Source organism: bacterium (Candidatus Blackallbacteria) CG13_big_fil_rev_8_21_14_2_50_49_14, assembly GCA_002783405.1.
In the GTDB taxonomy this organism is placed as follows: Bacteria; Cyanobacteriota; Sericytochromatia; order UBA7694; family UBA7694.
In genome coordinates this window covers 233932-257865 of sequence record PFGG01000035.1, presented here as the reverse complement: position 1 = coordinate 257865, position 23934 = coordinate 233932, and the positions used below count along the sequence as shown (strand labels likewise).

The following is a 23934-nucleotide window of genomic DNA, read 5'->3' as shown; positions in this document are numbered from 1 at the left end:
CTTTTGCCTAGCTTTGAATGTGCTGTATTATAACACCTTCAATTTATTCTTCTCTGATGAAATTTAGCCTGTATTGCGCAAACCTTCTGAAATGCCCATGATACTCAGGTTGAGTGCTTGCTTAAGTTGTGTTTGTTCTGTGTTTTCATGGGTTTTTTCACGCAGTCTTTTCAAAAGATCCAACTGGATATAATTGAGAGGATCTACATAGGGATTTCTTAAGGCGATTGATTTTTGTAATACGGGGCTTTTTTCCAAAATCTGGATTTGGCCAGTGATTTCTAAAACCACCTGACAGGTTTTAAGGTATTCAGCTCGAATCTCTAACCAGATACTTTTCTGAGTTGAAAGGGGGGCCAGGTTGGCATAGCCCGAGGCAATATTCATATCTGCTTTGGACAGGGTCATTTGCAAATTATCAATCAAAACCTGAAAGAAAGGCCATTCCTGGTACATTTTCTGAATCAGCTTTTTTTGTTCTGAATTGTTCATGCTGTCTTCAAAAGCACTGCCTACGCCATACCAAGCAGGCATCACACATCGTGATTGCATCCAGGAAAAAACCCATGGAATCGCCCGCAAATCTTCGATCCTGTCAGATTTTTTACGGCTGGAAGGTCTGGAGCCAATATTCAGGTGGCTGATCGATTCCAAAGGCGTGGCTGATTTAAAAAACACAATAAAATCAGGGGATTCTACCAGTTGTCTGTACTTGTGATAGCTCTTTTGAGCCAGAGATTCAAGTAGGGCCCAGCTTTTCTCTTCATGGGTTTTGGGTGTGTTCTGGGCCAGGAGACAGACTTCTGTAAGCGCAGAAAACAAAACAGATAAATTCCGATGTGCCATTTCTGGGAACATATATTTCCAGGATAAAACCTCTCCTTGTTCTGTGATACGAATATCGCCTTGGACGGTTTCTGGGGGTTGCGCCAGAATAGCATGGTGGGAGGGCCCCCCCCCTCGGCTGATGGTGCCTCCACGCCCATGAAAGAAGCGAAGATTGATCTGATACTTTTGACTTACTTTCATCAGGTTCTGTTGAGTTTGATACAGGTGCCAACTGGCGGCTAATATTCCTGCTTCTTTGGCGCTGTCAGAATAGCCCAACATAATTTCCTGGGTGTTTTTTTTGTGGCGAATGAGATCTCTGTATTCCTCTAATTGATACAAAGATTCCATAATTTGGGGAGCGTCTTTGAGATCTGCAACCGTTTCAAAAAGAGGAATCAAATTGAGTTCACAGAATCTGTTTTCAGCTTGAAAACTTGCCAAACCTGTTTCTTTAAACAGGAGTAAGAGGTGCAAAATATCCGAAGCTTTGGCGCAGGTGCTGATGATATAGTTTTCGATTGCTTTTTTGCTGATCGTTTCTCGAGACTTGCGAATTTGATGCAATGTGTTTAACAGTTCTTGGCTGGGTTCAGATAAAACTTGAAAGGGGGAGAGAAGCGGACGTGGATTTCTGAGCTCTTGAAGCAGAAGTTTTTGTTTTTCTGACTCAGAGAGCTGAAGATAATCTGAGCAGACTTGGGTCTGTTCAAAGATTTCCTGAATGGCTTGTGCATGTACAGCGGCGTGCTGGCGTATATCAAGCGTCGCCAGACAAAAATCAAAGGTTTCTACTTGTCGAATAAAATCCTTTAAAGGCTGTCCGGCACTTTGTGCTTTATTTTGCTCCAAACTTTGCAAAAGCAGTTCAAGCTCTTGTTTTAACGCTTGTGCATCGTGGTAGTAATTTGTGAGCTGGTTTTGTTCTGGATGATAGTTCATATGTGAAGTATTGGCCAGTTTGTATTTGATGAAGCCCAATTTTTGACGGTAAAGCTCTTGAGGGTATTTTTGGATCAACAATTGCGCTATTTCTGGATGCTTGATTTTGTCTTGAAGCAGACTGTCTAAAAAATTTGCGCTGACGGTTTGGTTCATGAGAGAAGAACTGAGATGATCTTCAAGCATTGCCAGGGTTTTTTCATATTTTCTTAGCACAAAGTTTTTTTGCTCTTGTAATACGGTTTGTGTGACTGTGGCTGTTACAAAGGGGTGTCCATCCCGATCGCCGCCAATCCAGGAGCCGAAACGGAGCATACTGGGTAGTTGGATCTGGATATCTTCCTGCTTTAAGAAATACTCAAGATCGTTATAGAGTTTGGGCAGTATTTCCCAAAGTGCGTTTTCAAAATATAAAAACAGGTTTTCAGCTTCGTCTGTCACGGATACTTTTTTGATATGAAAGGGATTGCTCTGCCAAAGCAATGTAATTTCATGTTTGAGTTCCATGTCTAACTGGGCTGCTTCTTTGGGAGATTGTGGCAGGTCACGTTGAAAAAGTATTTCAGTGATGCGTCGGTGCTTGTTCACTGTGGTTTTTCGCATAATATGGGTGGGATGCGCTGTCATCACAGGCACAATTTGAAACTGAGCGAGTTGTTTTCTGAGTAACTCAGGCTCTGCTTTAAAATGCTTGAGTTTGGAGCTTGCATATTCCAGAGAATACTTGATCAGATTCCCTTGCCGTTCATATTCTTTTTTTCGCCGAATGCGATGGCGTTGTTCGGCCAAGTTGACCAACTGAAAATAAAGACCGAAAGTCTTGGCTAAGTAAACAAGTGTTTCAGGTGTTTGCGCTGAAATTAAGGTTTCAATTTGAAGATTGAGGTCTTCTTCTTTTTTTGCGCGGGCCTGTTTGCAGAGTTCACGAATTTGTTCTTCGAGTTCAAAAAATTCTTGACTGACCTGTTCTTGAATCACAGCCCCCAATATTTCACCCAATTTACGAATATCAGCCCGTAAAGGTGCCATTGTATCAGCATTTAGCTCTGTTGGCATGATCGTTTTCTGCTTTCAATTTTGCTCTTCATTATAACAAGGGTTTCAATTCTGTTTTTTCTCAGCGTTTGGCTTACCTGGGCTTAACGCTTTGGATTCATGGGTTATGCTACAATGGCTGTGTCCATCCGTGTCTGACACGGCCTAGCATATTCTTTGGAAGGGTGAAAGTCTGATCCATTTATGGCACAACAATCCGGAAACGCAGATACCTTGACAGACAACAAATTGGATACATTTTTGGAGGAGTTGCAACTCCTTCAGTCCAAAGGTTCGAAAAAAATTGCTTTTATTGGCAGTCGGCATATTTCTTTTGCGCACCAACAATTGATAGAAACCTTGGCCTATGCTCTTTCGCTTGATGATAACCACATTATCACCAGTGGAGCTCCAGGTACGAATTTTGCTGTGATTAAAGGGGTGCAAAGAGCCAATCCGGATAATTTAACCGTGATTTTACCTCAGACCATTGAGCAACAGCCCGATGAAAGCCGTGAACAATTAAGTACGTTGAAAACCGTCATTGAATATCCTGAACGTAACAATATGACTTTGGCCCAAGCCAGTGAATTATGTTATTCCGAGATTATAGGGAAGTGCCAGCAATTGGTTATTTTTCTCTATCACACCAGTATGACGCTGAAACAGACGATTCAATTCGCACATGAGCAGCATAAAATAGTTACGGCTTTCTATTTGGATTAGCGCATGTCCTTTTTACGTGGCTTGGTCTTTTTCATTTTAGCAATCGTGCTTGCAGGAGTTATTTCTGCTGCTGTTTTCTTTCATTATTTAAGTCCCCTTGACCCAGCCTCCCAGGATAAACTTTTACGTATTCAAAATGGTGCTTCGCTTTATCAAGTCACCGAGACTTTAAATCAAGAACACTTGATTCGTGATATGCGGGCCTTTAAACTCTATGCTCGGATCAAGGGCTGGCAAAACCGTTTACAGTCTGGTTATTACCGTTTCTCAGCCCGCCAGTCTTCGTCTGAAATTTTGGAGACCATGGTACTGGGGAAAACCGAAAAAATTCCCTATACGATTCCCGAAGGCTACCGTGCTGAGCAGGCTTCGCGACGTTTGTCTGAATACCTGCTTTCTCCAGAGCGTTATCTTGAAATTGCCAAGAAACCTGAGCAGGAGCTGCTTCGCCGTTTTCCTTTTTTATCTCAAGAAACTTTAAAGAATGGTCTTGAGGGCTTTCTTTTTCCAGATACCTATTATTTAGATGGCGAAGAAAAACAGTTGATACAGGCGCAGCTCAAACGTTTTGAAGAGGTCATTCTACCGCTTTGGAAAAAGCGTCCTGCTGGACATACGCTAAATTTGTACCAAACGGTAACCCTCGCTTCTATTGTTGAACTTGAAGGGCTTTTGGATCGCGAATTGCCCATCATTGCGGGGGTTTTCTTAAAGCGACTTTCAATTGGGATGAAGTTGGAGTCTGATCCAACTACAGAATATGCTCTGGGCTGGCATCAGGGGCCCAAAGGACTTTCTCTTAAAGACATTCAAGTCGACTCCCCTTATAATACCTATCGTTATAAGGGACTAACACCGGGTCCAATTGGGAATCCCGGACTTGCGGCAATAAAAGCGGTGTTATTTCCTGAAAAAACACCATATTTGTATTTTGTTGCCCGTGGAGATGGCTCTCATGCTTTTTCTAAAAGCTATCCAGAGCACTTATCTGCAATACGCCGGATTTATTCCGGAAAACTATAACGAAGGGCGGGAGCGGTTGTGGGTGAAGTCAAACTAACGAATATTGTAAAACGTTATGGATCGGTTGAAATTATTAAATCACTTTCTTTACATATTAAAGATGGAGAGTTTCTTGTTTTGGTGGGGGGAAGTGGTTGTGGTAAATCAACTACTTTGCGCCTGATTGCAGGCTTAGAAACTGCAAATGAAGGTTCGATCGTGATTGGAGATCGTGAGGTTACACATGTGCCTCCGAAAGATCGCGATATTGCCATGGTTTTTCAAAATTATGCGCTTTATCCCCATATGACGGTCTATGACAATATCGCCTTCGGATTAAAATTACGCAAATATTCAAAATCTGAAATTGATAAGAAGGTACAGGAAGCTGCGGATATGTTAGATATCAAGCCTTACCTGCACCGCAAGCCCAAAGAACTGTCTGGTGGACAACGGCAGCGTGTCGCCTTGGGGCGCGCCTTGGTGAGAGATGCGCAAGTCTTTTTAATGGATGAACCCCTCTCAAATCTGGACGCAAAATTGCGTATGCAAACACGCACTGAGATTAAACGGCTGCAGCAAAAGCTCGGCATTACCACCGTTTATGTGACCCATGATCAGATTGAAGCCATGACCATGGGGGATCGCATTGCCGTCATGAAGGGAGGAATTATTCAACAATTGGCCTCTCCTGCTGTCGCCTATGAATTTCCGTCTAATTTATTTGTGGCTGGTTTTATCGGCAGCCCCTCTATGAATTTTATTCAGGTACGCCTGACTGATATGGACAGTACAACGGTCAAGGTTGAAGCACCCGGTATCCAACTCAGTCTCAAAAAGACTGATGTGGTGGCGGGTGATTTGGAGAGCTTCAAAGGAAAAGAAGTCATTATGGGCATTCGCCCTGAGTTTTTGGCTCTCACGGATATCGATGAATCCAATCCTGAATGGCAGTCTGTTCAGGCCTGGATTGATGTGGTTGAGCCCTCAGGTTCCCGCACCTTTGTTCATCTCTCTGTAGGTGACAAACATAAGCTGGTAGCAGAAGTAGACACGATTAAAGTTCTGCATCTTTCCTCAGGCAGTGAATTGCCTGTTTGGTTGGATACTCGACGTATTCATCTTTTTGATCCTGAAACAGAAAAAAGAATCATGAGCACGGCACAGCCTATATGATTGAAACTCGGGGGTTGATGAAGACCTACCGCGGACGTCGAGTGGTCAATAATGTCAATGTCCGTGTTGGGCGAGGCGAGGTGGTTGGCCTCTTGGGGCCCAATGGAGCGGGTAAGACCACCACATTTTATATGGTGGTTGGCTTGGTTTCCCCTGACAAAGGACATGTCTATTTTGATGGCAAACGGATCTCTAAATTGCCGATGCATAAGCGTGCCCGTTTGGGAATCAGCTATCTTCCTCAAGAGGCTTCTGTTTTTCGTAAGCTAACAGTTGAAGAAAATATAAAAGCGGTTTGGCAGTTATTGCATGTTCCTGCCGCAGAACAGAAACCCCGTTTGGATGAATTATTAGAAGAGTTTAATCTTCAACATGTTCGTAAGTCAAAAGGACATCAATTGTCGGGAGGAGAACGCAGACGTGTAGAAATTGCGCGTGCTGTTGCCACCAATCCGTCTTTTTTATTATTGGATGAACCCTTCAGCGGCATTGATCCGATTGCTGTAGCGGGCATTAAAGAGATGATTGTGCATTTACAAAAGCGCACCATCGGCATTTTGATTACCGATCACAATGTCCAGGAGACACTGGGTATTACGGACTGGTCTTATATTTTAACGCGTGGAAATGTGATCGTCAGTGGTCCTTCGGACGAAGTAGCCCTCAATCCTTTGGCCCGAAGATATTATTTGGGAAATGAGTTTAAGTTTCAGCGCTACCGTTCAAAAATTAAGCTTCCCTTTTCGGATGAGGAAATTTTAAAGCGTAAAGAAGAAAGTATTGCAGATCTCAGCCAAGTGAATTTCGACGATCTGGATGCGGATCTTTACGAGTCTCCGACGGTATAAGATCTCACGTTTTATATTCTTGAAAGAACAGATATTTTTGATGGGTTCAAGAACCAGGCTTTTGTCTCGGTATCTTATTCTTGAGTTTTTAGCGCCCTTTTTCTTTTCATTGCTCTTGATGTCCTCCATTATGATTACAGGCTTTGTTCTGTTCAATCTGATGGAACAAAGCGTTCAGTACCAGATTCCTTTTGAACTTGCTTTGAAAATATTCATAAATCGTATTCCTGAAATGCTTTATTATACTTTGCCAATGGCTTCATTATTGGGCAGTATGCTGGCATTTTCGAGACTATCGGGAGATGGCGAACTGCTTTCTTTGAGAATGCTGGGATTGAGTTTCTATCAAATTCTTTCTCCCTTGGCTTTGTCTGGACTTGTTTTGGCGATAGCCACCCTGCTGATGGGTGAAACTTTTATGCCTTCCTCGATTTATCAGGCTCGGCAATTATTGAATTTTGCACAAACGCATCGTTTAGAAATTTCTTCTCAACAAGCCCATCTGGTCTATCGTGAATTAAAAGATCATCAACTTCACTATTTGCTCTATGCTGCACAAGCTGAAAAAAATCATTTGTTTCGGGTGGCATTGCTTATTTTTGAAAAGGATAAAGCCCAAGCTTTGCTTGAAGCCGAAGAGGCTTCTTTTAATAGCCAGAGTGGAGACTGGACATTTTTAGTGGGCGAAATGAAAGAATGGCCGAGTTCAGGTGTTTACCGCAGCTTAAAGTTTAAACAAATGTCCTATACCTTTCAACCTTCATTAAAAAGTGTCTTGGAGCATAGCAGACAGCCTATGGAGATGAACCTGAATGAGTTGTCTGAAACCATTCAGAATATGAAAACTGCTGGACAAAACTCTCTGCCTTTGGCTGTAAGGTGGCATCAGAAAATCGCATTGCCAGTGACGTCTCTTTTGTTTTTACTGCTTGGTGCCGCTTTAGGCGCAAGAACCCTCAGCAGTAAAATGCAGGGGTTTGGTTTAAGTCTACTGATTATCTTTGTTTATTATCTTTTCTTTTCAGCAGGAACTGCCCTGGGGGATTCAGGTCAGATTTCGGCTTGTTTAGGTGCCTGGGGAGCAAATGGCCTCTTGCTCATAATCACGGTTTATCTGGTTTGGTTTCGCAATAAATGGGGTTGATAGTGTTTCCCTGCCGATAAAAATTAGCCTTTATGGAAAAAGAAATTGAGGATATAAAAAGCACTGCCTCCGAGTAGAAAAGAAAGAGGAAAAGTCAATACCCAAGCCCAGACAATACTGCCCACAATTCCCCAGCGAACAGCGGAAAATCGTTTAGAAGCCCCCACTCCCATAATTGAACTGGAAATGACATGGGTTGTACTTACGGGCATGCCCATATGTGAGGCTGTCAGTATCATAATGGCAGCTGACGTTTCTGCAGCGAAGCCATGAATGGGCTGCAGTTTGATCATTTTGCTGCCCATGGTGTGGATAATTTTCCAACCACCTGCCAGAGTGCCCATGCCCATGGCCATGGCGCATGAGAGGATCACCCAAAAGGGAACATGAAACTCCCCACCCGCTTGAGGACCATAGTAACTCAGCAAAGCCATGGTAATAATCCCCATGGTTTTTTGAGCGTCATTTGAGCCGTGGCTCAGGGCCATAAAACCTGCAGAAGCCAATTGTAATTTTGAAAACCAACGGTTTACAAAACCTGGTTTTGCTTTGATAAGCATCCAATACAAAAGAGTCATGACAAGAAAACCAAAAATTAAACCCAAGGTGGGGGATATGACCATGGGTAAAAAAACTTTTTCGATCAGACCATGTGTGTTTAAAGAGCCCAAACCACTAAAGGCGGCAGCAGAACCACAGAGCGCGCCGATCAGGGCGTGAGAGGAACTTGAGGGGATGCCAAAATACCAAGTCAGCAAGTTCCAGATGATTGCGCCAATTAGAGCAGCCAAAACTGTAATCTGGGTAACTGATTCACCGGCAACCATACCTTTTCCGATGGTCTTTGCAACCTCGACGCCCAAAAATGCGCCCAATAGGTTCAGACCTGCGGCCATCATAACTGCTTGAGAGGGTCTTAAAACACGTGTGGAGACAACGGTTGCTATTGAATTGGCCGTGTCGTGAAAGCCGTTTATATAGTCAAAAATAAGCGCAACAATAACGACACAGACCAAAAGAATAAAGGGATCAAGCATATTTTAAGATAATCCCCATTAAAATCGTGCCGGCACTGTTGCATTTATCAATTGCGTTTTCAAGGCATTCAAAGATATCCTGCCACTTAATAATATGGAGTGTATCTTCTGTGGAGCATTGAGACTCGCCTGCCGAACAAAATAGTTTTTTGATCGTGGTGCGATAGATTTTATCGCCAGCTTTTTCAAGTTGGCTTAATTTTTCAATATGTGGGGTAAATCTTTCAAGTGAGCTTAAATTGTCGAGACGCTCGATCAGAAATTTAAGTTCAGAAGTACTTTCAATCAGAATTTGAGACAGTTCCAGGGCTGCTGGTTCTACTGTTTTGATCTGGTACATATCAAAGCGTCTGGCTGCACCATTGATATGCTCAATGATGCTGGTAAGTGTCTTTGTTAAGGCGTGAATATCTTCACGATCCATTGGGGTAACAAAAGTTGAGAAGAGAGTTTTTAAAAGATCTTCTGACAACCCATCACCTTTGGAATCCAGATCGATAATCTTTCTAAGCGAGACAGAGCTTTCTACTAAGTCTCTGGTCTGTTGACCTGTTACAATGGGTTTATCTTCATAATCCTGCAAAAAATTCTGGAATTCAGTCGTTATTTCAACAAGACATTGAGATAGATTGTTGAATAAAACGAAGAATTTTTTGTCTTTTGGGAATAAACTAAGTTTAATCATTTCTTTAGACTCTATTGATTCTTTTCTTAATCTTTTTGAATTGCCTCCTTAATGCTGTGCATGGTAGCATACTTTCCCGAGGGTGGATACGGAATCGAGACCAGATGAGATGTCAATAAAGGTTTATTCGTCGTTTGAGCAACCAATTTAATCCAGAGCTTTTTTCCTCCTTTGAAAAGCCATCGAAAGTACAATTTCAATTTACCCCATCACAGCTTACTCTTTTAGGTTTTGCTTTCTTGATCTTAATTGGGTCACTTTTATTGTGGCTGCCTTTCTCTGTTCGAGAGTTTCGCTCAGATCAATTTTTAACTGCCTTATTTACTTCCACTTCTGCTGTTTGTGTAACAGGTCTTAGTGTGGTGGATCCAGGCACTTACTATACAATTCCTGGTCAAATCATTCTTTTGGTTTTGATTCAATTGGGTGGGCTTGGCTATATGACACTTTATAGTTTGATGCTATTGGCTGTAGGCAAGCGAATGTCGTTGCGTGATCGGATTGCCATGCAGCAGGTCTTGGATTTGCCTGGGCCAGGGGGTGTGGTTCGTTTCATTTTCAGAATCGCACTTTTCACATTTTTTTTTGAAGGTCTTGGATTTTTGATTTTGGCGTTCACGTGGATACCTCAAATGGGGATTTCTAAGGGATTGTATTTTGCGCTTTTTCACAGTGTTTCTGCTTTCAATAACGCAGGTTTTTCACTTTTCAGTGACAGTTTAATGGGGTTTAAAAGTCAGCCTTTGATACTTTTGACGATTGCACTACTGGTGATTATGGGCAGTATGGGCTATCCTGTTTTGTCTGAGCTTTGGCATCGTTTATCCAATCGCAAAGAGCCATTTCGTTGGAAATATTTATCTTTGCATACCCGGGTTTGTCTGCTTTCGACAACTGTTTTACTTGTTCTGGGAACCTATGCCTTTTTGTACCTTGAATTGCATAATCCGCAAACCTTGGCAAATCTTTCACCCGCCGAAAAATTATTAAATGCATTCTTTCAGTCTGTCATGCCTCGAACTGCTGGTTTTAATGCATTGGATACATCGCATTTAACCCAGACCAGTTTGTTCTTTATGATGTCTTTGATGTTGGTGGGAGCGAATCCTGGAAGTACAGGTGGTGGTGTTAAAACCACGACGATTGTCGTCATCTTGCTTCAGGCTTTTTATGTACTGAAGGGACGTCAACAAGTAACTCTTTTTCAGAGACGTATCAGTGAGTCCACACTTTCAAAAGCCATGGCGACAGTTCTGTTTTCTATACTTTGGATAAATTGTGTGACGATTTTGATGACGATCAGTGAAAAACAGGATCTGCTAAAAATGCTGTTTGAAGTGGTCTCTGCTTTTGCGACAGTAGGGCTTTCTGCGAGTTTAACGCCTTTGCTTTCTCCCTTTGGTCAAATTTTGATTATTGCAACGATGTATGCTGGACGGGTGGGCGTTATTACCATCGGAACAGCCATCTGGTGGAAGCATCGGCATGCCTTGGTAAAATATCCTGAAGAAAACTTATTGGTGAGTTGATTAGAATGATGAAACAATTTGCTGTTATCGGATTGGGACGGTTTGGCGTTAGTGTTGCCGCTACTTTGCGCTCACAAGGTCATGAGGTGCTTGCGATTGATAATGATGAGGACAATGTTCAAATAGTGCAGACCGAAAATCTGGTTACCCAGGCAGTTTGTCTTGATTCTACCAATATTCATGCCCTAGAAGAGCTAGGATTACAAGGCTTTGATGGTGTTGTTCTGGCGATTGGTGAAGACTTACAAGCCAGCATTCTAACGGCCTTGAATTTGATGGAAATGGGGGTGAAGCGCTTAATTGCAAAAGCCAGCAATGCCAATCATGGAAAAATTCTTGAAAGAATGAATGTTCCCAAGGTTGTGTATCCTGAGCGCGATATGGGAAACCGTGTGGCTCATATGCTGATGCAATCCAGCATTTTAGAGAGCTTTCAGTTGGATCCACGCTTCAGTGTCATGGAGATCATGGCGCCTTCTGCCTGTATTAATAAAAATTTGGCAGAGCTCAATTTAAGAGTTAAATACTCCATCTCAGTCGTTGCGATTAAGCATATGGGTGCAGAGCTTGCCGTGATTCCCGGTCCTGATCATGTGATTCAGAAGAATGATTTGCTTGTGATCATTGGCAGCAATGAGGGAATTGGTAAGTTTATTCAAAACCGTTAGATGAGACGTTTATTCGGCTTCGATTTTGTTTTGAGTCATAATAAATCGAATCAGTTACTTAGTATAGATAAAGACCCTTGGCTTTTTTGTACTTGAGTTTCTTCAGGTTTAAATCAGCAATTAAATCAATACCAGTTTGTGAAAAATTTTTGCTTTTTAATGATAAGGTATCGGAATAAAACATATTCTCTTTTGTTTTAAGCTCAAAGTTCTTCATCTCAAATTTTATATCTTGAAAATAACCCTTTCCTTCTTGAAAAAGAATCTGACCTGGTTTTAATTCTGCCTGATCCGCCTCAAGGGTCATCAAGGGTTCCTTCCACTCGACATTTAGCCGAAAAACATGAAATGTCCGCTCTTTGTGGGGGGTTTTTTGGGCTTTCTGGGCACTCGCCACCCATTTTGTTTGTCCATTTATGGTTTCAGAGATTTGAAAATCTTCAATGCTTGAATTGTCTTGAGTCGTTTGCTGTTTATGCTCTTGTTGTTGACAACTGATAAAAAAAAACAATAGCCAAAAGAACAAATATCCCGTATTCCTCATGGCGTTTTGAGATAGTCGATAAAAATCGATCTAAATTCTTCCTCTGGTTTAAGTTGAGAGCGTTTTTGAAATTTGGGCATTTGAGCCGAAAACCATTCTGCCTGAAGCAAGGGTTGATGCGTTTTGCTTGAGACACTGACCCAAATGATTTGGTATTGTTGTTGGTAAGTTTTGAGGCTTCGCACCAAAGCAAATTTTAGATCTTTGACTGTGCTTTCAGGTGTCTGCAGTTCAAAATGAATCTGTAATCGTCTGTTTCCATATTGATCGACAGAATGAATTTCTTCTTGTGGCACCAGGATATACTTAGATTCTGTGTTTTTTAAATCATGTAAACTCCGGGGGGGGGCTGTTTCTGAAACCGTATTGAACTGCGCCTCGGAAAAGATACAACTGATTAAACAAAGGCATGATAAGAGTCCTGTCAAGCACACTGTAAATCTCATGGTGGGTTTTAAAACAAATTTCAACATCGTATAATTCAAAAATTTTTTGCCCAATCGAATCGACACTTCTAAGTGATTCATGGTACATTAAATTTCGTTGCGGGGGTATAGCTCAGCTGGTAGAGCACTTGCATGGCATGCAAGGGGTCAGCGGTTCGAATCCGCTTACCTCCATCCGTTAAAAAGCTGTTGATAAACTTTATCGACAGCTTTTTTTTGCTCAAAAGTCTTCTATGGCTTCGATTAAAGTGCTTTGGAGTTTTTCAGGATAAAAAGGTTTGCTGACAACCGCCCGAATCCCCATGGCAATTAATTCTTGTGCCTGATAAAACATGCGGTATGGAAGCATTAAAATAAGGCGGGCATACATATTTTCTTTTAAAATTTTCTCAGCTAATTCCAGACCCGAACCAGTGGAAAGACTGTAGTCTATTAAGGTGACATCGGGTTTGTATTTTTGAAAAAGTTCAAAACCCTCTTCAGAGGTACTGCTTTCGCCGATAATTTCCATTTGAAGCTCGAGCAGATTTTCTTGAAGCAGATATCTAATAAAAGCAGAGTCTTCAATCACAAGTATGCGTTTCATTTAATCATCCGGCGTGCCACTTACCACCCAGCCTGCAAAAGACTCAGTGATTCGAAAATTTTTACCCACATAACCACGCGGGAATTTTTGTACGTAATTTAAAAACAACATAATTTCTTCTTCTGAAATATTGTACATAACTTGATCCATTGCCTTTCCCGCATAAAAGCCGCTTTGTGGGGTAGGTATTGCTTTGGCCTTAGGCGCAACTTCCTGAAAGGCCTGGATAATATTTTCCATAATCATAGGTACGAGTACTTCCTCGCTGGCTGTATAGCCATGTTTTCCCCGCATGGTTTCAATAGAATAGAGTGGACGCTTGCGGTTATCACAAAAAACAATGTTTTTCTCTGCAAGTTCGAGGAACGAGACCTTGGGAGGGGGAGGAGGAGGATGATCTGCAGAATCCTGTTCGACCCGATCGTGCGCGTTATGGCTGAGTCTTCTCTTTCCTTGGATCAGGTTTTTTTCAAGGAGTTTTTGATTGATGCGCTGCATGAGTAAAATAACAGGTTCTAATTGTGTTAATAATACGCCAAATATTTTTGAAAAACCCGGGTATTTTTCAGTAACCCATTGTAATCTTTGGCTGGGTGCTAAATTTGAATCTAACATGCCTGTTTTAAATTCGGAAATTTGTTTGAGAACATTGGTAATGCGCTCCGCCAGATTGTCAATTTTTTCTTCTTGACGTTTCGCTTTGTCTAGCGGTGTCAGTTTTTTACTTTGTTTCGGCCCAGCTGTTTTAGTCTGGTTTAATTGATTGGTTTTACTAGCCGTCTGATTTTCCGGGGCCTGTTCTTGGTTACCTTGACGTTGTGCCGGGTAAATGGTTGAACTGATCACGCCCGTTTTTCGTTTGCTTTCGGTATTGTCATGAGCAAGAGGGGCTTGACCTTGAGCTTCCGATGTTTCGACAGAAGGCGGTTGCTCCTCATGAATGGGACCTGTTTGGCTGACTTGGCCTACAGAGGAGCCCATTGAACTCATTAAAAAATTAGTTGCCCTTGAGGACAATCTACGATTTGGTTGTTGGTCTTCTGGCGCGTTTGGATCATTCATACTTTTATTGTACAATGAAAAAAAAATTGAACTGAATGATATAGGCAAATCCAAAAACTGTGACCGATGTATTTTACATCGGAGCGGAAATCTGGTTAATTATATGATAAAATTAACCCGTTTGGACGGTCGTAAGTTTATTGTCAATGCCGAATTGATAGAAATGTTTGAGGCAACACCCGAAACGGTTGTAACTCTTACCATTGACAAAAAACGAATGGTTGTCCGGGAAAGTGTTGATGAAGTCTGGCGTAAGGTGATCGATTACAAGCGAATTGTATTCAGTGACTGGCCTGTAAAGAAGCATGTGCGTATACCAGACTCAGAACGCTCTTACCACTGGATTGAAGCTGATGGCCTTTTGCCTGTGGATGAAGCCGATCCGGAAGCAGTTTCTGAGTATCCGCACCTGAATGAGGAAATACATGATGAAGTCTGAATTTTTAAGGGGATAACACCATGGGGGTTGTTTTAGGTATACCTTTGGTTCTTGCAGCCATTTATATTACGATGATGATGAACAATCAACGTCTGACAGATTATTATGATCCTGCCTCGTTGATCGTCGTATTGGGTGGCTCTCTCGGCTCTGCTGCCGTAGGTTCTGGTTTTGGCATGCTGTTTAAATTGCCTGTGCTTTATTGGCAAGCAATTATGCCTTATCCGACCCGTCAGGAACTGGTTGTTGTTGACATGAAACGTATGGCCGATAAAGCGAGAAGTGGCGGTTTGCCTGCGTTAACCTCTGAAATCCCTACTGCTCCTAATGAGTTCGTCCGTCGTGGTATTAAATTGCTGGTGGCTGGTACCGATTCAGAAATTGTAAGAACCATTATGGAAGCTGAATTGACCAGCGCAGAAACCCGGCATGGAAACAATGTTGGCTTTCTGGATGCCTTGGCAGGATATTTTCCTACCTTCGGGATGTTAGGAACCGTTTTGGGGATTGTACAGGCCATGGGCAATTTGGATGATATGGCCGCGCTGGGCAATGCCTTGGCGCTTGCTCTGTTGACTACACTTTATGGTGTATTCTTTGCGAACGTGTTTGTTTTGCCCGTCAGTGGTAAATTGAAATCCAAAAATACCGTTGAAGCTCTGGTCAAGGGTATGTATATCGATGGTATGTTAGCCATTCAGGCAGGCAGCACTGCCGATACGATCGACAAAGTTATGAAATCCTATGTCGATGAGAAAATGCGTGCCAAAATTGAGGGTGGAAAAATCGGTAAGAAGAAGACCGATAAGCATATTGAGTACACCACTTATATGAATCCCCAAGATCAGGAACGTGCTTTGGCCTTGATGGCAGAAGTGAAAAAACATACTGAAGCCAAAGAAATTGGGATTGAAGATGTGAAGTTGATGTTGGCTGAGTTGATCAATGAAGCTGATGATAAGACATTGACCAAAGACTTCGCCAATGAATACATGAAATACAAACCTGTCAAAAAATTGCCCAAGGGCTCCAAGATGAAGGGCAAGAAGCGTAAAAAAGGCGGCGCTGGCGGTAAAAAACGTCGGATCGCTGATGATTAACAGGCAGGTAAAGAAGCATGGCTCGTAGAAAAAAAGAAGAAGCCCCTGTCAATACAGAACGATGGTTGACGACTTACGCCGATTTGATCTCTCTTTTGATGATTTTCTTCGTGGTAATGTTTGCTTCCTCTGAAGTTTCTAAAGATAAACTCTTAGCAATTTCAGAATCCTTGCGCCGTGCATTGAATAAAGAATCTGTTCAGGCCAGTGCTGTGGGTATTTCAATTCTTTCTTCACCTACGCGTTCAGTGATTACTGCAGCCAGTGAAGCCATTGAAGAAGCAGCAAAAGCCTTCGGAATTGATAAATCAGTCAGTTTTTCTACAGATGAGCGTGGCACGATTATTTCAATTGTCGACAGTGTATTCTTTGATCCTGGTGAAACGGTGATTAAACCGCGTGTCGTCAGACTTTTAAAAGAAGTTGCACAGTTTTGTAAGGATACCGACGCCCAGGTGATCGTTGAAGGTCATACCGATGATCAGCAAATTCATACGCCTGAAATTCCCTCAAATTGGGAACTCTCTGCTTTGCGCGCCACCGAAGTTGTTCGGTTTTTCTTGAGCGAAGTCGGTTTTAATCCAACTAAAATTTCGGCTTCAGCTTACGGCGATACACGTCCTTTGATGCCGAATATCAATGATGAAAACAGAGCACGCAATCGACGTATCAATATTATTTTGGTGAATGCTGAAACACGCAGTAAGAAAGCCGATACAAAGGCCCTTACACAACTTGAACTGCTTGAGCGCACCCGCCAGGTGAAAGAGGAAGAAGTAGAAAAAATGCTGAATCCTTATGCTGGGAATGCGACTCAGAAGAAGTAAATAAATTTTGTTAAACAGGTGAGGTCTTTATTCAAGATCCCACCTGTTTTGCTTTGAGGAATTATTACTGATGCAGCCGATTGAGCTTATTCTTGAGCAATTAAAACAGGCTTATCCGGATGCCCATTGTGCTTTGTTTTTTTCAAGTCCCCATGAATTGATGGTGGCTACGATTCTGTCGGCTCAATGTACGGATGAACGGGTCAATCAAGTGACCCAGAGCTTATTTAAAAAGTACAGATCACCTCAAGCCTTTGCAGATGCAGATCTGGCCGAGTTGGAACAGGATGTGCGCTCTACAGGCTTTTTTCGTAACAAAGCAGCTTCGATTAAGCACTCAGCACAGCAGTTGCTTGAACTGCATCAAGGTCTTGTGCCTAACCAGATGAAAGCTTTGACTGCTTTGAGTGGAGTGGGTCGAAAAACAGCCAATGTAATAATGGGAAATGCCTTTGGATATGCTGAGGGCGTGGTTGTGGATACCCATGTTTCGCGGTTATCTCAACGTTTAGGACTTACTCAGCAGACACAGCCAGAAAAAATTGAAAAAGATTTAATGGCACAGGTTCCTGAGCAGGACTGGGTTCTTTTTCCCCACTTAATGATTTCCCATGGCCGTGCCGTTTGTAAGGCGAGAAAGCCGCTGTGCAAACAGTGCTGTCTCAGGCAGTATTGCCCTTCAGAACAAGCTTCATGAAGTATCAGTTTCATCTCACCTTTCCCCGAAGTTCTGGGCGTTATTTGATGGAAGCTTTTTTTTCGATTCAGCCTTTACAGGGCTTTGGAGAAGAAGGATATGAACTGAGTCATAAATCGATTATCAGTTTTTTAAAGCAAAACGGAATTGTCTATGGAATTCAGGAGAAAACGATAGCAAAAATTATTCAAGAAAAAACGGCCAAGCAGGAGTTGATCGCTTTGGGGGTTTACCCAGAGAGAGGGCAGGATGTCTATTTTGAAAAACTGCTTGATGCATCAGAAAATAATTTTGAAAAACTACTTGAAGTCTATGATGGGCATAAAGAAACTTGGTTTTGGCCCGAATTTAAAAAGATTCTCATTTCCGCAAATACCCCTCTTTTAAGAAAATATCCACCCACCTTGGGTTCACCAGGTATGAGCATTCGGGGGGAGCTGGTTTCTGGTTTGAGCGGGTATGATAAATCTTTTCCCAAATTAAAAAATGTAAAAGTCTCTGAAGAAGACAAAAACCTATTGGTTTCTACCGTGGAAGGCTATCCTGTTTTCAATTTGCCACATTCGATTGTGATGCAGCCAATTTTTGTTTTAGAGCGGGATATCACGGAATCCCATTATTATCAGGGAATTGTGGCTGTGAATGGGTCGGTAAAGGATTTGATTCGTTTAGGGGCTGAAGGGGATATTATTGTCAAAGGCACGGTGGATGCTGCTGTTCTCATTTCCGGCGGACATATATTGATTGGACAAGGAATAAAAGGAAAAGACACTGCTATATTAAAAGCTTCTAAAAGTATTAGAACTGGTTTTGCTGAGCATTGTACCTTAGAGGCTGATTATTCGATTTATGCGCATGATTTAATTCAATCCTATTCTGTTGCATTGGATGCTGTTCATGCCGAAAATATTATTGGTGGGATCACAAGGGCGACAGGTGTTGTCCAGGCGTCGTGGATTGGGTCTGCAGGTTTAAACACTCAATTGGCAGTGGGTTTGAATCCCTATCTGGAAGACAAAATAAATTTAATTTTGCGTCAAATCAAAGCAATAGATCAACATTTAGCCGAAATACGCAATCAAATTTCTGAATTGGTTTTAAAAGAAAAAAAGGGCCCCGATGATATTATGCTCAGACATTTAAGAGGCAGAATTCCAAGGTTTGAGTTTCAATTGCTCAGTTTGCAAGCTCGGCTTGAAACCTTAAAAAAATTCCAAACAGAACAGGCCCTCTCTGAGATCAAGTCATTGAAAAGAATTCATTCCGGAACAGAATTATTTATGGGTGAATTTGAATATTATGTTGAGAAAAATGTAAATAAACCTATTGTATATAAAGCAGGAAAATATGGCGTTGTCTCTGCTTTGGCTGAAGCATGAGAGGAAAGGGTATTGCCTTGAGAGAAGCAATTGGCGTTGATTTAGGTGGAACAAAGCTTCATTTTGCAGTTGTGGCGGAAAATGGCCAGATTCAATACGAAAAAAAAATTCCTACCCCTGTGGACAGTGGCGGAGACGCGATTTTAAAGGCCTTATCAACTGAAATTCAAGACATCGTTGATAAATTTGGTGTCATGCCTGTGGGGGTGGGGACACCAGGCTTGGTTTCTTTTCCTGATGGCGTGATTTTGGGCTGCACACCTAATTTGCCCGAATGGGAGAAGCGCTCGCTCAAGTATACATTGGAAGAAAGATTGGGTCTTGCTGTTGTTGTGGATAATGATGCCAACGTGGCGACCTGGGGAGAATTCCGTTTGGGGCAAAGAGATCCGCACCGGAATATGGTTTTACTTACCTTGGGAACTGGACTTGGCAGTGGTGTGGTGATGCATGGGGAAATGATGCGTGGACACCATGGTTTGGGAATTGGATTTGGGCACATGATTGTCGAGCCCGCAGGGCGTATGTGCAATTGCGGACAAAGAGGCTGTTTGGAAGCCTATGTTTCTGGCAACGGCATGCTGAAAGGGTATCGCTTGCGCGGAGGCGATCTGTCTGTGCGTGGCCCTGAAATCTTTCGTCGTGCATTGGAGGGGGATGCTGTGGCCTATGAGACTTATACAGAATTTATTTATTATTTGGCGATTGGTATTGCCAATATTCTAAATACGCTCGCACCTGAATACCTGGTTTTGGGAGGCGGTATTTCTGCTCAAGGTGAAAAGAATCTTTTATTTCCTGTCCGTCAGCAGATTGGCGCTATAATGAGTATGCCTTTTCGTTTTCCAGATATGGTGACTCTTGCTCATTTGGGCCCATCCGCTGGTGTTATAGGGGCGGCTTTACTTGCAATGGATACGGAACAATAGAAGAATGACAGATACAGTAAACAACGAACAAGAGCTCACCGTTAAAGAAGAAAAATGGCCCTGGTCTAAACAGGTATTCTGGGCATTTGTCGCCATTTTATTAATTGCATTTGTTGTGCGATTATTTCTATCGAATACCATGCATGGACATCCCACAGATATCAATAATTTTAAGGCCTGGGCCATGCATGTTGCCAAGCATGATTTCAGATCCTTTTATAAAAGCGTTGATCCTGTCAATGGCGTTTGGTGTGATTATCCCCCACTGTATATTTTGGTTTTGTGGTTTGTCGCCAAGTTTTATGCGATTTTTGATCCCAGCTTTATGCATTGGAATAAAAGTTTCTTTACCTTATTGGTTAAACTGCCGTCGATTATTGCTGACCTAGGTTGTATGGTTTTGTTTGTACAGGTTTTGAGGCGCTATGTTCCTGTTGCTCTGGCTTTGGCAGGAGCCCTTGTTTTTGCTTTGCATCCTGCAGTCATTTATGAGTCAGCCATGTGGGGGCAGGTTGACTCCATCACGCTGTTTTTACAATTTTTAGCTTTGTGGCTTTTATTGAAAAAACAAGAAGGTGGGGCGATTCTCGTCACAACCCTGAATATCTTGGTCAAACCGCAGGGCTTGATACTCATGCCTTTGGTACTCTTTATTACACTTTGGCGTCGCCGTTGGTTGCAAGGTTTGGGAGGGATTTTTTCTTCTGCCCTGGTGACATTTTTTCTGACGCTTTTATTTGTTCCTGTCAATCAAATGGTTCCTTGGTTTATCAACCAATATGTCAGCCAGGCCAATCTCTACCCTTATAGTTCGATTCAGGCTTTTAACCTGTGGTCGTTGACAGATATGTGGAAAAGTGATGTTTCCCGTGGGATTTTTGACCTGGGTTCAGGAAATCCGAGTGTATTTTTACAACATAAAACCTGGGGTTTGATTCTTTTTTCAATTGCCTATGCCGCTTTTCTTTTCTTTTTCTGGAAGAACAGTCGAAAAACAACTGAGAATGAAGATGATGGAATTGCCATCTGGCATGCTTCTACTTTAATTATGATTGCTTTTTTCCTTCTGCCCACACGCATGCACGAACGTTATTTATTCAGTGGTTTATTTTTTCTTCTGGGTTCAGTGATACTGAATAAACGGCTTTGGGTTTCGTTTGCGAGCATGTCTGTTATCTTTATGCTGAATTTGCTGTATGAATTGCCAGGTCAAAAACAAGACCTACATTTTCCTGAGCCCTTGTATAAGCTGAATAACTTTTTAGCAAGTGATGGCCATTATAAGGTGCTTGCTATTCTCAATCTGCTCCTTTTTGCTTGGATTTGTTTTGTTTTATTCAAAGGACCCTTGGTGGATATTTCCTTGAATCTTAAAAAATATATGCTAAATCAGTGGCAGCGAATTATCGCTTTCGATCTTCAAGATTTGATACCTGCTCCACAGCCGCTTGATTGGATTGATATTCGAAATATCTTTGGTTTTGTTTTTTTCTCTGCACTTTTTAAGCTTTGGCGTTTGGGTTTCCCACCTGAAATGGTTTTTGATGAGGTCTATCACGCCAGAGCAGGGGGAGAATATGTGATTGGATTGCATCCTTTTGAATGGGTGCATCCCCCCTTGGCCAAGTTGTTGATTGCAATGGGTGTGGCTTTTTATGACCTCAATTCTGTTGGCTGGCGTATTATGCCCGTTATTGCGGGTTCTTTACTTCTGGTTTCGATTTATATTTTAGCCAGATATACTTTGCCGCATCGTTGGCAAGCAGTGTGTGCCGCCTTACTCTTGGCCTGTGATGGCGTTTATTTTGTACAGTCGCGAACGGCGATGACCAATATCTTTGCCACTTTGTTTCAGGTCACCGCTCTGACCTTTACCTGGCGCTTTTTTCAAATTTATTGGCACCGTATCAATACGCTGCGCAGCTATTTTTCAAGCTATCTTTATTTTGCTGGCGCAGTTATTTTCATCGGCTTGGCGCTTTCAACACGTTGGACCTCCCTGTGGTCCTATGGTTTTATGTTGGGTGTTTTAACGATTGGGGTGATTATTCCCTCTTTGTTTTTTTACCGCTATTTTAGGCAGACAAAAACTTCGCTTCAGACCAGTGTCTTTGTTTTTTCACCCATTTTATTGATTCCATTCATGGTGGTTTTGATTCCCGCTTTGCTATATCTTCTCTCCTATTCCCAGTATATGAGTCTGGGACATAATATTCATGAAGTGATTGAAATGCAGAAAGGGATTTGGCGTTACCACTCGCAGTTAACGGATCCCCATCCCTATTATTCTGCTTGGTATACCTGGCCTTGGTTGATCCGCCCGACTTGGTATTATTTTCACAACAATGGCAACAATACCATTGGTGGAATTCTTGCTTTGGGGAACCCTGCGATTTGGTGGTTATCGATGCTGTCTGTTGTTATTGTGACTTGGCAGGGCTTGCTGCGTAAAAATATCAATCTTTGGTATCTTTCGTTTGCTTGTATGCTGATGTACCTGCCTTGGGGGCTTTCTCCCAGAACCTTGAATTTTGCCCATTACTTCTTTGAAGCCGTTCCCTATGCATGCTTATGTATTGTGGCTGTTTTAGGGTTTGTCGTAGAACGCTGGAATAAAGCGGGTCAATGGATGGCTGCTGGCTATATGGCTTTGGCCTGTGGTCTTTTTCTGTTCTTTTATCCGATTTACTCAGCCTTCCCCATTCCCTGGTGGTACTATAATCTGCTGCGTTGGTTCCCTTCGTGGGTTTAAGCCCCCTGTCCACGTCTCTGCTCTATTTAAGTATTTTGATCATTGCCGTTTGTGGCATTGTCTATGAATTGATTATTGGCGCGGTCTCTTCCTATTTATGGGGGGATTCCGTGTTTTATTTTTCAGTGACGATTGGTCTCTATATGAGTGCCATGGGCTTGGGAGCCTTTGTTTCGAAGTTCATCAAAAAATCACTTTTTGATGTTTTTGTTTTCTCCGAGATTCTGATCGGTGGGGTGGGCGGGTGTTCTGCATTGTTTCTCTTCTGGACGCATACCGTTGGCGACTGGTATGAGGTCTCAATGGTGGCCGTTACGCTGCTGATAGGCGCCCTGGTGGGTATCGAAATTCCCCTTTTGATTCGCATTATGGAGCAGCAGGAAAACCTGCGCAGAAATTTAGCACATGTTTTAACCTATGACTATATTGGCGGGTTATTTGGGGCGCTTTTGTTTCCGCTGTTTTTTTTGCCTGTTTTGGGTTTAATTAAAACAGCACTGGTTTTGGGTGTTTTAAATGTTTTGGTTGCCTTGTCTAATTTTGTGAGGCACCGTTTTTTATTGCGTTTTGGTTTGCCGCTCTTTCTCTTCTCTCTGTCTGTGAGCATGGGATTGGGGTATTTTCTTTTCACAAGCCAAACCCAGGAAGAATTGTTAGAACAGCGACTGTATCGGGATCAAGTTATTTTTTCTCGCCAGACACCCTATCAGCAAATTACACTTACGCGCTGGCACAAGGATATTCGTTTGTTCATTAATGGGGGCTTACAGTTTAGCTCTCTTGATGAATATCGCTACCATGAGTCTTTGGTTCATCTTCCCTTTGCGGTGGTTCCTCAGGCCAAAAATCTTTTGGTTTTGGGAGGGGGAGATGGCCTGGCCCTGAGAGAAATTTTGAAATATGCCCAGGTAAAAAATGTGACACTGGTTGATTTAGATCCCGAAATGACGCGGATATTTAAAACCGAACCCATTTTACTTGCTTTGAATCAGAAGAGTCTTACAAATCCCAAAGTGAAAATTGTCAATCAAGATGCCTATAAGTTTATTGAGCAAAGTGAAGCGTTTTATGACGTTATTCTGGTTGACCTACCAGATCCCAGCCATACGGCCCTGGCTAAATTGTATTCCCGTGAGTTTTATCATTTGCTGGGGAGAAGATTGAGTGCGAATGGGGCCTTGGTAACGCAAAGTACTTCTCCGTTTTTTGCCCGGGAAGCTTTTTGGTGTATTCACAAGACTTTGAAAGATACCGGTTTATTTGTTTTACCTTACCAAGTCGAAGTTCCTTCATTTGGAAATTGGGGCTTTCAATTGGCAACACATTACCCTGTACTTCCCGATACATTGAAGATTCAATTGAAGGATCTAAAATACTTGAATTCAAATACTTTGCACGTATTGTTTACTTTTCCTGAAGATCTTTATTTTCCTTTGGAACAATTGCAGATCAATACGCTGATGCATCCCGTTCTTTTGAATTATTACGCTAAAGGATGGAATGGGATACGCTAAGCAGCTTATAATAAGTTTCAAAAGCAGGGAGCAGAAATA

22 protein-coding genes and 1 tRNA gene are annotated in these 23934 nt (G+C 42.2%); 16 read left to right on the top strand and 7 right to left on the bottom strand.

Annotation, left to right across the window (positions count from 1 at the left end; genetic code table 11):
• Positions 1–63 precede the first annotated feature (63 nt).
• Entirely contained in the window at positions 64–2826 is a 2763-nt protein-coding gene (locus COW20_07905; protein PIW49034.1) for a phosphoenolpyruvate carboxylase, read from the bottom strand.
• Between the two features lie 183 nt (positions 2827–3009).
• Here COW20_07905 and COW20_07900 point away from each other — a divergent pair, with 183 nt between their 5' ends.
• From COW20_07900 to COW20_07880, 5 genes are read left to right on the top strand one after another with little or no spacing between them, the layout of a single operon-like run.
• Positions 3010–3531 carry a DNA recombination-mediator protein A gene (locus COW20_07900; GenBank protein ID PIW49033.1) on the top strand — a complete coding sequence of 174 codons (522 nt, stop codon included), beginning with the start codon at positions 3010–3012 and terminating at the stop codon, positions 3529–3531.
• 3 nt (positions 3532–3534) lie between these two features.
• On the top strand, positions 3535–4554 hold the full coding sequence (locus COW20_07895) for an endolytic transglycosylase MltG (protein PIW49032.1): 1020 nt from the start codon (positions 3535–3537) through the stop codon (positions 4552–4554).
• An 18-nt stretch (positions 4555–4572) separates the two neighbouring features.
• Positions 4573–5709 carry a glycerol-3-phosphate ABC transporter ATP-binding protein gene (locus tag COW20_07890; GenBank protein ID PIW49031.1) on the top strand — a complete coding sequence of 379 codons (1137 nt, stop codon included), beginning with the start codon at positions 4573–4575 and terminating at the stop codon, positions 5707–5709.
• Positions 5706–6557, top strand: coding sequence for an LPS export ABC transporter ATP-binding protein (lptB, locus tag COW20_07885; GenBank protein ID PIW49030.1), 852 nt, complete (start codon positions 5706–5708; stop codon positions 6555–6557). Before COW20_07890 ends, lptB begins: the two co-directional genes overlap by 4 nt.
• Positions 6526–7701 (top strand): hypothetical protein, encoded by a 1176-nt coding sequence (locus COW20_07880; protein PIW49029.1) that lies wholly within the window; start codon positions 6526–6528, stop codon positions 7699–7701. Before lptB ends, COW20_07880 begins: the two co-directional genes overlap by 32 nt.
• A gap of 23 nt (positions 7702–7724) precedes the next feature.
• On the opposite strand, the gene COW20_07875 is transcribed toward COW20_07880, so the two are convergent.
• The gene (locus tag COW20_07875; GenBank protein ID PIW49028.1) at positions 7725–8738 is read right to left on the bottom strand and encodes an anion permease; all 1014 of its coding nucleotides are present in this window, start codon (positions 8736–8738) and stop codon (positions 7725–7727) included.
• Entirely contained in the window at positions 8731–9423 is a 693-nt protein-coding gene (locus tag COW20_07870; GenBank protein ID PIW49027.1) for a hypothetical protein, read from the bottom strand. Before COW20_07870 ends, COW20_07875 begins: the two co-directional genes overlap by 8 nt.
• 125 nt (positions 9424–9548) lie before the next feature.
• On the opposite strand from COW20_07870, the gene COW20_07865 reads away from it, so the two are divergent.
• Positions 9549–10952, top strand: a complete 1404-nt coding sequence (locus COW20_07865) for a hypothetical protein (protein ID PIW49026.1) — start codon at positions 9549–9551, stop codon at positions 10950–10952.
• Between the two features lie 8 nt (positions 10953–10960).
• A complete protein-coding gene (locus COW20_07860; GenBank protein PIW49025.1) occupies positions 10961–11620 on the top strand; it encodes a potassium uptake system protein in 660 nt (219 codons plus the stop codon).
• Positions 11621–11678: 58 nt separating this feature from the next.
• Here COW20_07860 and COW20_07855 read toward each other — a convergent pair whose 3' ends face one another.
• Together COW20_07855 and COW20_07850 are read right to left on the bottom strand one after the other, a co-directional pair.
• Complete coding sequence (locus COW20_07855) at positions 11679–12131, bottom strand: hypothetical protein (GenBank protein ID PIW49024.1); 453 nt, start codon at positions 12129–12131, stop codon at positions 11679–11681.
• Positions 12132–12160: 29 nt separating this feature from the next.
• Positions 12161–12664, bottom strand: a complete 504-nt coding sequence (locus COW20_07850) for a hypothetical protein (GenBank protein PIW49023.1) — start codon at positions 12662–12664, stop codon at positions 12161–12163.
• A gap of 47 nt (positions 12665–12711) precedes the next feature.
• Here COW20_07850 and COW20_07845 point away from each other — a divergent pair.
• Positions 12712–12784: transfer RNA gene (locus tag COW20_07845), tRNA-Ala, on the top strand.
• Positions 12785–12830: 46 nt separating this feature from the next.
• On the opposite strand, the gene COW20_07840 is transcribed toward COW20_07845, so the two are convergent.
• Both COW20_07840 and COW20_07835 read right to left on the bottom strand, forming a co-directional pair.
• Entirely contained in the window at positions 12831–13196 is a 366-nt protein-coding gene (locus tag COW20_07840) for a hypothetical protein (GenBank protein ID PIW49022.1), read from the bottom strand.
• On the bottom strand, positions 13197–14186 hold the full coding sequence (locus tag COW20_07835; protein ID PIW49021.1) for a hypothetical protein: 990 nt from the start codon (positions 14184–14186) through the stop codon (positions 13197–13199).
• A 175-nt stretch (positions 14187–14361) separates the two neighbouring features.
• Between COW20_07835 and COW20_07830 the strand changes: the two genes are divergently transcribed.
• The 8 genes from COW20_07830 to COW20_07795 all read left to right on the top strand — a co-directional run bounded on the left by COW20_07830 (position 14362) and on the right by COW20_07795 (position 23895).
• Positions 14362–14697, top strand: coding sequence for a hypothetical protein (locus COW20_07830; protein ID PIW49100.1), 336 nt, complete (start codon positions 14362–14364; stop codon positions 14695–14697).
• A gap of 20 nt (positions 14698–14717) precedes the next feature.
• Positions 14718–15797: a hypothetical protein gene (locus tag COW20_07825; protein ID PIW49020.1), complete on the top strand. Its 1080-nt coding sequence runs from the start codon at positions 14718–14720 to the stop codon at positions 15795–15797.
• 17 nt (positions 15798–15814) lie between these two features.
• The gene (locus tag COW20_07820) at positions 15815–16624 is read left to right on the top strand and encodes a chemotaxis protein MotB (protein ID PIW49019.1); all 810 of its coding nucleotides are present in this window, start codon (positions 15815–15817) and stop codon (positions 16622–16624) included.
• A gap of 70 nt (positions 16625–16694) precedes the next feature.
• The gene (nth, locus tag COW20_07815) at positions 16695–17321 is read left to right on the top strand and encodes an endonuclease III (protein ID PIW49018.1); all 627 of its coding nucleotides are present in this window, start codon (positions 16695–16697) and stop codon (positions 17319–17321) included.
• Positions 17318–18700 carry a hypothetical protein gene (locus COW20_07810; protein ID PIW49017.1) on the top strand — a complete coding sequence of 461 codons (1383 nt, stop codon included), beginning with the start codon at positions 17318–17320 and terminating at the stop codon, positions 18698–18700. Before nth ends, COW20_07810 begins: the two co-directional genes overlap by 4 nt.
• Positions 18697–19629, top strand: a complete 933-nt coding sequence (locus COW20_07805) for a glucokinase (protein ID PIW49016.1) — start codon at positions 18697–18699, stop codon at positions 19627–19629. Before COW20_07810 ends, COW20_07805 begins: the two co-directional genes overlap by 4 nt.
• A 4-nt stretch (positions 19630–19633) precedes the next feature.
• Positions 19634–22381, top strand: a complete 2748-nt coding sequence (locus COW20_07800; GenBank protein ID PIW49015.1) for a hypothetical protein — start codon at positions 19634–19636, stop codon at positions 22379–22381.
• Entirely contained in the window at positions 22360–23895 is a 1536-nt protein-coding gene (locus COW20_07795) for a spermidine synthase (protein PIW49014.1), read from the top strand. The genes COW20_07800 and COW20_07795 overlap by 22 nt, the downstream gene beginning before the upstream one ends.
• The last annotated feature ends 39 nt before the right edge of the window (positions 23896–23934 follow it).